Annotated in this window: 13 protein-coding genes; 8 read left to right on the top strand and 5 right to left on the bottom strand. The window is 46.0% G+C overall.

The genetic code is table 11. The features are described from left to right. Window positions 1–65 precede the first annotated feature (65 nt). On the top strand, window positions 66–686 hold the full coding sequence (gene grpE, locus L5L98_RS09745; RefSeq protein ID WP_028760692.1) for a nucleotide exchange factor GrpE: 621 nt from the start codon (window positions 66–68) through the stop codon (window positions 684–686). A gap of 127 nt (window positions 687–813) precedes the next feature. On the opposite strand, the gene dxs is transcribed toward grpE, so the two are convergent. From dxs to xseB, 3 genes are read right to left on the bottom strand one after another with little or no spacing between them, the layout of a single operon-like run. Beyond that, window positions 814–2,682 carry a 1-deoxy-D-xylulose-5-phosphate synthase gene (gene dxs / locus L5L98_RS09740; protein WP_168823303.1) on the bottom strand — a complete coding sequence of 623 codons (1,869 nt, stop codon included), beginning with the start codon at window positions 2,680–2,682 and terminating at the stop codon, window positions 814–816. Window positions 2,683–2,703: 21 nt separating this feature from the next. Then, window positions 2,704–3,585, bottom strand: a complete 882-nt coding sequence (gene ispA, locus L5L98_RS09735) for a (2E,6E)-farnesyl diphosphate synthase (protein ID WP_113941026.1) — start codon at window positions 3,583–3,585, stop codon at window positions 2,704–2,706. 2 nt (window positions 3,586–3,587) lie between these two features. Beyond that, a complete protein-coding gene (xseB, locus tag L5L98_RS09730) occupies window positions 3,588–3,827 on the bottom strand; it encodes an exodeoxyribonuclease VII small subunit (protein ID WP_006080884.1) in 240 nt (79 codons plus the stop codon). Window positions 3,828–4,141: 314 nt separating this feature from the next. On the opposite strand from xseB, the gene pomA reads away from it, so the two are divergent. The 3 genes from pomA to thiI all read left to right on the top strand — a co-directional run bounded on the left by pomA (window position 4,142) and on the right by thiI (window position 7,762). Then, window positions 4,142–4,909: a flagellar motor protein PomA gene (pomA, locus tag L5L98_RS09725; RefSeq protein WP_263140359.1), complete on the top strand. Its 768-nt coding sequence runs from the start codon at window positions 4,142–4,144 to the stop codon at window positions 4,907–4,909. 3 nt (window positions 4,910–4,912) lie between these two features. Then, window positions 4,913–5,845, top strand: a complete 933-nt coding sequence (locus L5L98_RS09720) for a flagellar motor protein MotB (RefSeq protein ID WP_131522981.1) — start codon at window positions 4,913–4,915, stop codon at window positions 5,843–5,845. A 462-nt stretch (window positions 5,846–6,307) separates the two neighbouring features. After that, window positions 6,308–7,762, top strand: coding sequence for a tRNA uracil 4-sulfurtransferase ThiI (gene thiI / locus L5L98_RS09715; RefSeq protein WP_028760687.1), 1,455 nt, complete (start codon window positions 6,308–6,310; stop codon window positions 7,760–7,762). A 135-nt stretch (window positions 7,763–7,897) separates the two neighbouring features. Here thiI and L5L98_RS09710 read toward each other — a convergent pair whose 3' ends face one another. Continuing rightward, a complete protein-coding gene (locus tag L5L98_RS09710) occupies window positions 7,898–8,134 on the bottom strand; it encodes a hypothetical protein (protein ID WP_028760686.1) in 237 nt (78 codons plus the stop codon). Between the two features lie 227 nt (window positions 8,135–8,361). Between L5L98_RS09710 and L5L98_RS09705 the strand changes: the two genes are divergently transcribed. The 4 genes from L5L98_RS09705 (at window position 8,362) to rlmM (ending at window position 11,612) form a co-directional block, all read left to right on the top strand. Further along, window positions 8,362–9,273 carry a transcriptional regulator GcvA gene (locus L5L98_RS09705; RefSeq protein WP_105249769.1) on the top strand — a complete coding sequence of 304 codons (912 nt, stop codon included), beginning with the start codon at window positions 8,362–8,364 and terminating at the stop codon, window positions 9,271–9,273. Continuing rightward, a complete protein-coding gene (locus tag L5L98_RS09700) occupies window positions 9,254–9,928 on the top strand; it encodes an alpha/beta family hydrolase (RefSeq protein WP_263140351.1) in 675 nt (224 codons plus the stop codon). Before L5L98_RS09705 ends, L5L98_RS09700 begins: the two co-directional genes overlap by 20 nt. Before the next feature lie 28 nt (window positions 9,929–9,956). Next, the gene (locus tag L5L98_RS09695; protein ID WP_011918954.1) at window positions 9,957–10,349 is read left to right on the top strand and encodes a DUF423 domain-containing protein; all 393 of its coding nucleotides are present in this window, start codon (window positions 9,957–9,959) and stop codon (window positions 10,347–10,349) included. A 177-nt stretch (window positions 10,350–10,526) separates the two neighbouring features. Continuing rightward, complete coding sequence (gene rlmM / locus L5L98_RS09690) at window positions 10,527–11,612, top strand: 23S rRNA (cytidine(2498)-2'-O)-methyltransferase RlmM (protein ID WP_011846285.1); 1,086 nt, start codon at window positions 10,527–10,529, stop codon at window positions 11,610–11,612. 220 nt (window positions 11,613–11,832) lie between these two features. Here the strand turns inward: rlmM and L5L98_RS09685 are convergent, their stop codons facing one another. Beyond that, entirely contained in the window at window positions 11,833–12,840 is a 1,008-nt protein-coding gene (locus L5L98_RS09685) for an isocitrate dehydrogenase (RefSeq protein ID WP_113941031.1), read from the bottom strand. Window positions 12,841–13,043: the final 203 nt, after the last annotated feature.

The following is a 13,043-nucleotide window of genomic DNA, read 5'->3' as shown; positions in this document are numbered from 1 at the left end:
CAAAATTGATCCCCATAATATGCCCAGAGTATTTCAGAAACAAAGCATTTTTAGCTGGAGTGAAAATGAGCAACGAATCGATTAAAGCAGAACAGGATCTGATCCAAGAGGGTGTAGAGTCTGAAGTATCTACCGCAGAAGCAAGTCTGATCGATGAGCTTACCCAGGCCAATTTCCGTATTGAAGAGCTGGAACAGTTACTCGCTGAAGCTTTGGCGAAAGTTGAAGAGCAGAAGGATTCAGTCATCCGCGCCGCAGCCGAGGTCGATAACATTCGTCGTCGTGCCGCAATGGATGTGGAAAAGGCGAACAAGTTTGCCTTGGAAAAGTTCGCCAATGAGCTTTTGCCTGTGCTTGATAACATGGAGCGCGCGCTAATGGGTACAAACCCAGAAGATGAAGCGACGAAAGCGATTTATCAAGGTGTTGAGTTAACTCAAAAAAGCTTACTCACTGCGGTGGCTAAATTTGGTGTTAAGCAAATTGATCCACAAGGTCAGTCATTTAACCCTGACCAACATCAAGCGATTGGCATGCAGCCAAGCGCCGAGTTCCCTGCGAACACTGTGATGTTGGTGATGCAAAAGGGTTATGAGCTGAACAGTCGCTTGCTGCGCCCTGCTATGGTGATGGTGTCACAGGGTGGCCCTAACCAAGAAAGCGCAACGATAGATATCGAAGCTTAAGCTTTATTGGATCAGCCGCTGTTATAAAAGACAGCAACAAAAAAGGACTGCAATTGCAGTCCTTTTTTTATGGGCGGAATTTTTTATTGATAACATTTAGCGTCTTAACGAGATAAGCAAGTTCAGCCTATTGCGCTAGATAAGCATTGATTTGCGCCAGTATGCCTTCGGCATCCAGTTGCAAGTCGTGGATGACTTCCTCTGGCGAGCCATGTTTAATGAACTCGTCTGGCAAACCAATTTGGAGTACGGCTTTAGGCATTTTTAGCTTTTGAAGCTGTTCAAGCACTCCGGCACCCGCACCGCCTATAATGGCATTTTCCTCCACAGTGACTAACACTTCATGGGTTAGTGCCATTTCTTTTATCAGATCAACATCAAGTGGTTTCACAAAGCGCATATCGACAACCGTCGCATCTAAGCTTTCGGCAGCGGTTAATGCTGATGCGAGCAAGGTACCAAAGTTAAGTATGGCAATACGCTTACCGATGCGCTTAATGACACCTTTACCAATTGGCAACGCAGTCATGGACTCGACTTGCATCGCTCCCGTGGCACTACCTCTTGGGTAACGCACCGCACTTGGGCCCGCATCATAGCAATAGCCAGTGTAGAGCATTTGACGACATTCGTTTTCATCGGACGGCGCCATGATCACCATATTAGGGATACAACGCATAAAACTTAAATCGAATGCACCTTGGTGGGTTGGACCATCTGCACCGACGATACCGCCACGGTCAATGGCAAATAACACGGGCAATTGTTGTAGTGCGACATCGTGAATAAGCTGATCATAGGCGCGTTGCAGGAAAGTCGAGTAAATCGCGACGACAGGCTTGAAACCTTCGCAGGCAAAACCCGCCGCTAAGGTGACGGCATGCTGCTCGGCAATCGCTGCATCGAAATATTGTTTCGGGAAGCGCTGGGAAAACTCCACCATGCCAGAACCCTCACGCATCGCAGGAGTAATCGCTAACACTTTCTCATCTTGTTCGGCAATGTCGCACAACCATTTACCGAAGACTTGAGAAAAGGTCGGTAAACCGGGTTTGGTGGCCGGTTTTTTAAATAGCGATGGGTCAAACTTAGGCACAGCATGCCAACCGATAGGATCTTTTTCAGCAGGTTCATAACCACGACCTTTTTTGGTCATGATGTGCAGCACTTGTGGACCTTTCAGATTACGCATATTGCGCATTGTCTCGACCAGAGCGTCTACATCATGGCCATCGATAGGACCTATGTAGTTGAAACCTAACTCTTCAAATAGAGTGCCAGGAACGACCATACCTTTGAGGTGTTCCTCAGTCCGCTTGGCCATTTCTTTGATGACTGGCATACCTTTCAACACTTTTTTGCCGCCTTCGCGCAGTGTGGTGTAGAAACGGCCTGACATCAGTTGTGCTAAATGATTATTGAGGGCGCCGACATTTTCTGAAATCGACATTTCGTTGTCGTTCAGTACCACGAGCATGTCATTGTGCAAGTCGCCCGCGTGGTTCATGGCTTCAAACACCATGCCGCCAGTCATAGCGCCATCGCCGATCACAGCTACAACTTTACGACCTGCTTGTTCTTTTTCTGCAGCTATCGCCATCGCCAGCGCGGCGCTAATCGACGTGCCTGAATGGCCAACGCTGAAAGTGTCGTATTCACTTTCTTCACGCCATGGGAAAGGATGTAAGCCATCTTTTTGCCGAATGGTGTGCATCTTGTCACGTCGACCCGTGAGAATTTTATGGGGGTAGGCTTGATGGCCTACGTCCCAGATCAGTCGATCAAAGGGGGTATTGTAGACATAGTGCAGTGCCACAGTGAGTTCTACTGTGCCGAGCCCAGAGGCAAAATGTCCGCTGGACATGCCAACAGACTTAAGAAGGAACTCGCGCAGTTCATCGGCTACTTGTGGTAAAAGTGCCTGAGGAAGCTGGCGGAGCTCATTGGGGGTGTTGGCCTGCGCCAACACGGGAAACTGAGAAATGTCCAAACTCATAGCGAGATACTTCGACTCTTATTATATTCTTCGCTCAATGATATAGCGGGCGAAGTCTGCAATTAACTGGCTATTGTATGGCAATTTAGCCAGCGCTGATAGTGCCTCTTGGATCAGTTGTTTGGCGGTGTCTTGTGCACCTTGTAGTCCAAGTAGTTGTGGAAACGTACTCTTATTCGATTCAGTATCAGAGCCTTGCGGTTTACCTAGCTCTTCGGTGGTGGCTACGATGTCAAGGATATCGTCTTGTACTTGGAAGGCGAGTCCGACCGCACGAGCAAAATCCATCATAGCAGCATACTGATCTTTTGGCGCGTTTGCGGCGATCAAAGCTAACTCAACGGCGCAGCTGATAAGGGCGCCGGTTTTCATATTATGTAGCTGAGTTAATGCTTTAAGATCAATATGTTTATCGGTCGAGGCTAAGTCTATCGCTTGGCCTCCACACATACCACGATAACCTGAGGCTTTGGCTAATACTCTTACCATAGCAATATGTTGTTCGCTGCTGATCCCTGCTACGGCTTCGGTGACAATTTCAAAGGCTAAGGTTTGCAGAGCATCCCCCGCTAAAATGGCCGTCGCTTCATCAAAGGCAATATGCACAGTCGGCTGGCCACGGCGGAGCTCGTCATCGTCCATGGCGGGTAAATCGTCGTGGATTAATGAATAAGCATGGATACATTCAATGGCTGCGGCGCAAGCATCTAACTTTTCGAGTTCGACCCCAAACATGCGTCCTACACTGTATACGAGGAACGGTCGAATGCGCTTCCCTCCCAATAAGGCACCGTAAGTCATAGCGGCTTTTAATTGGGGAGCGGTATCTTCAAGCGTACTAAAACGCTGTTTTAATTGATCATCAACTCGTTGTTGATATTCTTGAATGGTACTGACTAACACGCTTATTCGCCCTCAACGGCATAGGGGGATAGGGGCGCATTTTCGTCTTGTTTCAGTAAAATGGCCACTTTTTGTTGGGCTTGTTCGAGTTTTGCTTGGCTATTTCGAACGAGATTGATGCCACGTTCAAATTGTTTTAACGCGTCATCGAGGGAGATATCGCCTTGTTCTAGATCGGCAACGATGCGTTCAAGTTCGCCAAGGGATTCTTCAAAACTAAGATTTTCGGGTTTCTTCGCCACGTTCAGGTTTCCTTTGATTTAGCGGACACAAGGTATATCAGGGCGGCGTAAGGGTCAAATTCAGACTAAAGATATTTGCTCAATAGCACGCTTTGTTACTGAAATTTTTCCAGAAAATATAAATTGTCGCTAAACTTGCTTAGTGTGTGTCCGATAACTGACAATAGTATCATCATTTGTATGGTAATTTTTAACTGGATAAACAAGGCTCGTATGTGTGTCGGTGAGATTATCTTATTCGGTAGAATAACTGAGTGTTCTTGCTTACCCAGAGTAAGTATTATGTCGTTTATTACGAAAATTGAGGAGCCGTTGTGGATTTAGCAACAATAATCGGAATTGTGGGAGCCTTTGGTTTTATTCTCGGCGCTATGGTGACCAGTGGCGGCTTGATGATTTTCGTTGATGTGCCCTCGATCCTGATTGTGTTCGGTGGGTCCTTCTTCGTGGTAATGATGAAGTTCACTCTTAAACAGTTTTTTAGTGCCGTTAAAATTGCTTTGAAAGCCTTTGTATTTAAGATTGATAAACCAGAAGATTTGATTGAGCAGTCCGTGACGATGGCGGATGCCGCCCGTAAAGGGGGGTTTTTGGCATTAGAAGAAGCGCAAATTACCAATACTTTTATGCAAAAGGCTGTTGATATGTTGGTCGACGGTCACGATGGTGAAGTGGTGCGTGCAGCCCTAGAGAAGGATATCGCTCTAACGGAAGAACGTCATCGGACGGGGATTGGCATATTTAGAGCCTTTGGCGATGTTGGCCCAGCGATGGGCATGATAGGTACGCTTGTGGGTCTTGTGGCCATGCTATCTAACATGTCAGATCCTAAATCTATTGGTCCCTCGATGGCCGTTGCTTTGTTAACCACATTATACGGCGCTATGGTCGCTAACATGGTTTGCTTGCCTATCGCGGATAAGCTAACAATTAGGATGGGAGAAGAAATGCTTAACCGTAATCTTATTATGGATGCGGTATTGGCGATTCAAGACGGACAAAACCCTAGGGTGATTGAAGGCTTCTTGAAAAATTATCTGGCTGAGAAAAATCGCAAAATAGATACAACGGACGGAGAGTAGCCAATGGCTAAGGCTAAGTGCAACTGTCCACCGCCCGGAGCACCTATGTGGCTTGCAACATTTGCCGACTTGATGTCGCTGTTGATGTGTTTCTTCGTATTGTTATTGTCATTTTCTGAAATGGACGTGATGAAGTTTAAACAGATCGCGGGCTCAATGAAGTATGCCTTTGGTGTGCAAAATAAGGTGGAAGTTAAAGACATCCCGAAAGGGACTTCTGTCATTGCCTTAGAATTTAGACCAGGTCGCCCCGATCCGACTCCGATTGAAATCATTAACCAGCAAACGAATGAAATGACTGAACCTGTATTGGATTTCCAAGCGGGTGAAGACGATAGTGCGGGAGGCGTGCAGCAGCAAAATGGTTCTCAGCGGGGTGGCGAAGCGAGTGCTACGGCGCAAGAAGTGGCCGATGCGGTTAAAGCGGAAGCGGCAGCGGCGCAAGAAAAGATCAATCAGCAAGTGAAGAAGATGGCGCAGGAGCTCAATAAAGAGATCACCGATGGAGCGATTGAAATTGAGTCATTAGGTCAGCAGATTATTATTCGTATACGTGAGAAGGGTTCATTTGCTTCTGGCTCAGGTTTCCTGCAGCCTCGATTTAAACCTGTGGTACGCTCAGTCGGCGAATTGTTAAAAGATGTGCCAGGTGTCATCACAGTGTCAGGTTACACGGATGATATGCAAATAAGCGATGAGCTCTATAGTTCTAATTGGGATTTATCCAGCAAACGTGCCGTGGCAGTGGCCCATGAGTTAGTACAGGTCAGCGGCTTTGATTCTAATCGAATGAAAGTGGTTGGTATGGCGTCTAACAATCCGATTGTGCCTAACGATTCTCCGGAAAATCGTGCCCGTAACCGCAGGGTTGAAATTGCTATTGAGCAAGGTAAAGCTAAGGAGTCTGAAGAAATTCAGATAGGTAATTCGCCTTAAGTGTTTAGATACTCTCCCAATCTAAAGCCGCAATAATCTTGCGGCTTTTTTATTGAGCTAATATGGACTTTTCCCTTTTTAGTTAACGTGTTATGCATCAAATTTCTGTGGTTGATTTAAATCCATTTGGGCTTTACGTTAATCACATTGAGTGTGTAATCCCTAAGTTTCCTTAACTATCCCTCAACGACTTATTGTTAATGATTCATCTCAAATCACTTATTTTAAGCAGGGAAATTCAAACCATTCGAATAGGCTTTAGTGACATTATTTCAGCCTAATTAGCTGCCGTGATTTAGTCATTAATACGCAATGAATACGCAATGAATACGCCATAAATGTGGCCTGTGTAGCTGTTGGCTATGTGCGCTGAAACTCGCCTTTTTAGGTTGCTTGGGTATATAATCCCCCGATTATTCTTTTAACCAATTTTGCTGTTTTAAAATTGCCCGCGGAAATCCCATGAAGTTTATTGTAAAGCTGTATCCAGAAATCATGATGAAGAGCAAGCCTGTACGCATGCGCTTCACCAAAATGCTCGAAACTAACATCCGTAATGTGCTTAAAAAAGTTGACGAAGATGCAAAAGTGCAGCGTCAATGGGACCGCATTATGGTGATGGTACCAAAGGATAAGCCAGAATTGGCCCAAGCTTTCGGTGAGCGTCTGGCGTGTATTCCTGGCATTGCACACGTAGTGCAAGTGGATGAGTACAGCTTTGAATCTGTTGATGATATTTATCAGCAAGTCTTGCCTGTTTACCGTGACCAACTCGCGGGTAAAACCTTCTGCGTGCGAGTAAAGCGTACTGGCGATCATGATTTTAATTCTATTGAAGTTGAGCGTTATGTCGGTGGTGGCTTAAACCAGTTTACTGATGCGCTGGGCGTGCGTTTAAAGAATCCGGACATTACCGTTAATTTAGAGATTGAGCGCGATAACCTTTATATGGTGACTAAGCGTATTGAAGGCCTAGGCGGTTTTCCGATGGCAACACAGGAAGATGTATTGTCCTTGATTTCGGGTGGTTTTGACTCTGGCGTTTCTAGCTATCAATTTATCAAAAAAGGCGCTCGTACCCACTACTGCTTCTTCAATCTGGGCGGCGCACAGCATGAAATTGGTGTTAAACAAGTGGCTTACCATTTGTGGAAAACCTACGGTGAATCCCATAAAGTGAAGTTTATCTCTGTGCCTTTTGAGCCTGTGGTTGCTGAGATTTTAGAGCGTATCGATAACGGTCAAATGGGCGTTGTATTGAAACGCATGATGATGCGTACCGCGGCGCGTATCGCCGAGCGTATGGGCATTCAAGCCTTAGTTACCGGTGAAAGTTTAGGCCAAGTGTCTAGCCAGACCCTGACCAACTTAAACGTCATCGACCGTTGTACTGAGTTATTGATTCTACGTCCCTTAATCGCCATGGATAAGCAAGACATTATCAACGAGAGCCGTAAAATCGGCACCGAAGATTTTGCTAAATCAATGCCTGAATATTGCGGCGTAATTTCGCAAAAGCCAACGGTAAAAGCGGTATTAGCTAAGGTTGAAGCGGAAGAGAAAAAGTTCTCTGAGGATTTGATCGATCAGATCATCGCCCAATCTGTCACTATCGATATCAGGGAGATCGCAGAACAAATGGATACTCGGATTACTGAGACTGAAACGGTTGCCAGTATCGATACCAACCAAGTGGTCATTGATATTCGTGCCCCTGAAGAAGAGGAAAGTAAACCGCTGCAAATTGAAGGTATTGAGATAAAGCGCATCCCATTCTTCAAGTTAGCGACTCAGTTTGCCGATCTCGATAAGCAAAAGACTTATTTGCTTTATTGTGAGCGTGGGGTGATGAGTAAATTGCAGGCATTGTATTTAATCGAGCAAGGCTACACGAACGTGAAAGTGTATCGTCCATAAGTCGGGCGAAAACCTGCCCATTGCCGTATATCGTCAGTGGGATTGATTTGCTATTTAAGTACAAAAAAGCCGCATATTAATGCGGCTTTTTCTTTGCTCTTACTGAGCGCGACCTGAGTTTCAGTGTCGTTTAGGTTATTCGGCTTTAACGACTTGCTGATGAGATGCGACATCGTCTGTGGCAATCAGCAGAGTGGCTTCTTGTAGCACTTCTTGGTGCATTTTATTCATTGCAGCGGTTAAATCTGCAGTGATATTGGCTTGCAAGTCGCTTGTGTCAATGACGATTTCGTCAACGAGTACATTTGCACTGGCATTGAAGCTGAGTGCTGAGACTAATATTAACGCAAACGCCGATTTTAAATTGAACATAGTCGCCTCCGGGCTGACAAATTAACGCTGTCAGACATTCCCATCATCAACTTTGAGATTGTCTAACTTAGGTATTTCATAGCTATGGATGTTTCATCGCTATTGGTGTTTCGTTGATAAGCTGTTTCATTGGCGCAAAATTTAACCAAAAACGCTGGCCTTTACAAACGATTAAATGTAACAATACGGATTAGAAAAACTAATTAAAAAACGAGACTGAGATCACTATGTCGAGACGATTACCACCGCTTAATGCGGTTAAAGCTTTTGAGGCAGCCGCGCGGCATTTGAGCTTTACGCGGGCAGCGGAAGAATTGTTTGTTACACAGGCTGCGGTGAGCCATCAAATAAAGGCATTAGAAGATTTCCTCGGATTAAAATTATTTCGTCGAAAGAACCGTTCTTTGCTATTAACCGAAGAAGGGCAAAGCTATTTTCTCGACATCAAAGATATCTTTATTCAGCTTGCCGATGCCACCGACAGATTACTCGCCCGCAGTGCGATTGGTTCGCTGACGGTCAGTATGTCACCCAGTTTTGCGATTCAATGGCTAGTGCCACGTTTGGCTAAATTCAGTGAGAAAAATCCCGATATCGATGTGCGAATTAAGGCCGTTGATACCGAAGCGAGTTCATTAACCGATGATGTGGATGTGGCTATTTATTATGGCTTAGGTAATTGGCCTGGGCTACGTGCGGATAAGCTCAGAAACGAAGTGCTTATTCCCGTGTGTTCGCCCATGTTGCTCAACGGTCCTAAACCACTCTCAAAACCGAGCGATTTAAAGTATCACACGTTATTACATGATATGAATCGTCACGATTGGCAGGCGTGGTTTAGGCAATGTGGCATTACCGATATTAATGTGAATCAAGGACCTATTTTCAGTCATTCGTCTTTGGTATTGCAGGCGGCGGCCCACGGTCAAGGGGTTGCTCTGGGTTACAGCGTGCTGGCTCGCCCCGATATCAAAGCTGGGCGACTTGTGTGCCCATTCCAAGAAGTCTTGGTCAGTAAAGATGCTTACTACTTAGTTTGCCAGCAAAACCATGCTGAGCTGGGTAAAGTGGTGGCGTTTCGTGAATGGATGTTAGACATGTTTGCCGAGGAGTCTCGCAGTGAGTTGTTGCCCGGATAAGCCGATTTATGTATTAGAAGGGGAGCCTGCGAGTACTTTGATTTTATTGGCCCACGGTGCGGGTGCTAACATGGATTCTGATTTTATGCAGGCCATGTCGGCGGGATTCGTTGCTCAGGGCTTCCGAGTGATGCGCTTTAATTTTCCTTATATGCAGGCGAATGCAGTCGATGGCAAACGGCGTCCACCGGACCGTGCGCCTAAATTGCTTGCGTGTTTTACACATATGCTCGATATCGCCCACTCACAACCACAAGTTGAACGTGTGGTGTTAATGGGGAAATCCATGGGCGGTCGTATGGCGGCCCTATTAGCCTGTGATCCTGCATTAGCGGCGCGCATCGATAGGGTGATTTGTTTAGGTTATCCTTTTGTGCCACTCAAAGGCGGCGAGCCTAGATTGGAACCTTTGAATGAATGCCAAGTCCCAGTATTAGTCGTACAGGGGGAGCGGGATAAGTTTGGTGGCAAAGCGCAGATCCCAAGCTGGCCCTTGAAAGCTGAGATAGGATTGGTTTGGATAACCGACGGCGATCATAGTTTTGTCCCAAGAAAGTCGTCAGGCACCAGTGAAGTCACTAACCTTGCACGTGCTATTGATTTATCAAGTGATTTTATTCGTGAGCTTGATGTTGAGCGAATAAATGTTGAATGAGTTAATCCCATTCCAGCAGGAGCGTTAAATGCGTAAAGGTTTATTGTTACTCGCCGCCGTGAGCGGATTCTTAGCCGTCGCTTTAGGGGCTTTTGGTGCCCATGGTTTAAAAGCGGTCGCGCCACCAAACTTAATTGAAGTCTTTAACTTAGGTGTGCAATATCATTTCTACCATACCTTTGCCCTCATCATGGTTGCCTTCTCGGGCCAATGGTTAACCTCGCGTTTACTGGACTGGTCGGCATATCTCTTTGTCGCAGGCATAGTACTATTTTCGGGCTCACTATATGGACTGGCTTTGTTTGGGACTAAGTGGTTAGGTCCTATTACGCCTATGGGTGGTGGTTGTTTCTTACTCGGTTGGTTATTATTTGCCGCCGCGGTATGGCGTCACAAAGTTATCGACGGCCATGAGTCTTAATCGCAGATGCTTATGTGAGTTAAAAGGCTTAGGGTGCACCTAAGCCTTTTTTATTTCTCTAATCGCAATTCAAGGTTCAGCAGTAGGCAAATAGGGCATTTGTGGATTGAAATTGGTATACTGGCGCCCAAATCGATAGTCAGCCAATGCTTTGGCTTGGATTTCTCAGGGATCCCCATGAAAAACCTATTTTTATTTTGCCGCGCAGGCTTTGAAAAAGAATGCGCTGCAGAAATCCAACAGCGAGCCGGTGAGCTCAATGTGGGTGGCTTTGTTAAGGCCAACAATAACGACGCTTATGTTGTATACCAATGTTTTGAAGACGACGCTGCTGATACGTTAGTCAAACAATTACCTTTAGATTCGCTCATTTTCGCTCGCCAGATGTTTGCTGCTAGCGACTTGTTAGTCGACTTGCCTGAAAATGACAGAATAAGCCCAATCGTTGCGGCGCTCAGTGACGTCAGCAAAGCGGGTGAAGTGCGGGTTGAAACACCTGACACTAACGAAGCGAAAGAGCTCTCGGCTTTTTGCCGTAAGTTCACTGTGCCTTTACGCCAGCATTTGAAAAAATCGGGTAGCTTGCTCGCGCAGGAAAATCCCAAACGTCCGATTATCCACGTGTGTTTTATTGGCCCCGGCCGTGCCTATGTGGGTTATTCCTACAGTAATAACAGTTCGCCACATTTTATGGGCATTCCACGCCTTAAAATGGCGGCGGATGCACCGAGTCGTTCTAGTCTGAAACTCGACGAAGCCTTTGGCCAATTCGTGCCTAAGGAAGAGCAAGAAGAGCGTATTCGCAGTGGCATGAACTCAGTGGATTTGGGCGCTTGCCCTGGTGGCTGGACTTATCAACTGGTGCGTCGCGGCATGTTTGTGTCGGCAGTTGATAATGGCCCTATGGATGAAAAACTGATGGAAACGGGCCAAGTGAAACATTACCGTGAAGACGGTTTCCGTTTCGAACCGCAACGTAAAAATATCTATTGGCTGGTGTGCGACATGGTTGAGAAACCTGCGCGTGTTGCCGAACTGATTGAAGCTTGGGCGATTAACGGTTGGTTTAAGGAAGCGATTTTTAACCTTAAATTACCGATGAAGAGCCGCTATAAAGAAGTGACAGCCATTCTTGAGACCATGCAGACGATTCTTAAAGAGAATGGTGTGACGGATTTTAAAGTGCAGTGTAAGCATCTTTATCACGACCGTGATGAAGTGACAGTGCATTTATGGCTACGTCCTAATACCGCGTGGAATTAATTGCTGCGCTAACCCTGCGGTGATCTTGTTGTCGCTAGAATGGTAATCGTCAGGCGGGTTTAAAGCCACGCAGGTTTAAAAGCTAGATAACAAAAAGCCCCAAAGGAAACTTTGGGGCTTTTTTGTGTTTACTCATTTGAGTTTCAAGCGCTTGCTTCTTTTAAGCTTTTGCTTGAACAAGCGCGTTATAGGCTCGTCTTAAACGCGCTTAGCATTGAGATCACAGACGCTCAAGCACCGCTTGCGTGAAGTCAGTCGTGCCGTGAGTGCCGCCTAAATCGCGAGTCGTACGGTCGCCTTCTTCGATCACTGCAGATACCGCTTTACGGATTTGCTCAGCTTTGTCAGCCATACCTAAGTATTCCAGCATTTGGATAGACGCTAAAATCACTGAGGTTGGGTTTGCGAGGTTTTTGCCTGCGATATCAGGTGCACTACCGTGAACGGCTTCGAAAATTGCAGCATCACGGCCAATGTTTGCGCCAGGTGCCATACCTAAACCACCTACTAAACCGGCACACAGGTCCGATAAAATGTCACCGAACAGGTTGGTCGTCACGATCACATCGAAGTTTTCTGGGTTCATCACTAACTTCATGCACGTTGCATCGACGATCATTTCTTCTGTCTTGATGTCTGGGTAACGTAGGCTCACTTCACGGGCCACTTTCAGGAACAGGCCTGACGTTGACTTCATGATGTTGGCTTTGTGTACAATAGTGACTTTCTTACGGTTTTCTTTACGAGCCAGTTCGTAGGCGAAAGTGGCGATTTGCTCAGCACCTTGGCGAGTGACGATACTGGTTGCTTCTGCCGTTAAGCCATCTTCAGACACTTTTTGACCATGGCCAGAATACATGCCTTCGGTGTTTTCACGTACTGTGATGATATCGATATTTTCGTAACGGGCTTGGGTACCTTTGAAAGACAGTACTGGGCGTACGTTAGCATACAGACCGAATTTCTTACGCAAGGTTACGTTGATAGAAGTAAAGCCTTCACCAACGGGAGTCGTCAGCGGCCCTTTCAGCGTGATACGGTTTTTTTCAATGAGTTCTAAAGTGCGTGCTGGCAGTAACTCGCCTTGCTTTTCAAGTGCAGTCAGGCCGGCATCGGCAAATTCATATTCAAAATCACAGCCCGCTTTATCAAGAATTTTTAAGGCTGAATCAATAATACTTGGGCCAATTCCATCACCTGGAATTACGGTTATCGTTCTTTTTGACATGGAGAAGTCCTTCCACGGTTCGTCGTTACTGCAATTGTCTGCCCCAGTGCTAACTGGATAGCAGGACTATGAATTTGGTATTTTTTCTGCCTATTATTTTAACCATCTTTGGTCAAACTTCACAGGAAATAGTGAGCAATATCACGATTTTTTATGTGGTATAACTTGTAAAAATACTGGGTTCTCACCATGATGGAGAGCCA

The organism is Shewanella sp. SM23 (assembly GCF_025654295.1).
Taxonomy (GTDB): Bacteria; Pseudomonadota; Gammaproteobacteria; order Enterobacterales; family Shewanellaceae; genus Shewanella; species Shewanella oncorhynchi.
Note: the sequence above shows the minus strand (reverse complement) of the source record. Positions and strands in the feature narration are given on the sequence as shown.

Excerpts from the sequence above, each read along its gene's own strand:
- grpE (WP_028760692.1), top strand. The coding sequence starts at position 66 with ATGAGCAACGAATCGATTAAAGCAGAACAGGATCTGATCCAAGAGGGT.
- dxs (WP_168823303.1), bottom strand. The coding sequence starts at position 2,682 with ATGAGTTTGGACATTTCTCAGTTTCCCGTGTTGGCGCAGGCCAACACC.
- L5L98_RS09720 (WP_131522981.1), top strand. The coding sequence starts at position 4,913 with ATGGCTAAGGCTAAGTGCAACTGTCCACCGCCCGGAGCACCTATGTGG.
- thiI (WP_028760687.1), top strand. The coding sequence starts at position 6,308 with ATGAAGTTTATTGTAAAGCTGTATCCAGAAATCATGATGAAGAGCAAG.
- L5L98_RS09710 (WP_028760686.1), bottom strand. The coding sequence starts at position 8,134 with ATGTTCAATTTAAAATCGGCGTTTGCGTTAATATTAGTCTCAGCACTC.
- L5L98_RS09705 (WP_105249769.1), top strand. The coding sequence starts at position 8,362 with ATGTCGAGACGATTACCACCGCTTAATGCGGTTAAAGCTTTTGAGGCA.
- L5L98_RS09695 (WP_011918954.1), top strand. The coding sequence starts at position 9,957 with ATGCGTAAAGGTTTATTGTTACTCGCCGCCGTGAGCGGATTCTTAGCC.
- rlmM (WP_011846285.1), top strand. The coding sequence starts at position 10,527 with ATGAAAAACCTATTTTTATTTTGCCGCGCAGGCTTTGAAAAAGAATGC.
- L5L98_RS09685 (WP_113941031.1), bottom strand. The coding sequence starts at position 12,840 with ATGTCAAAAAGAACGATAACCGTAATTCCAGGTGATGGAATTGGCCCA.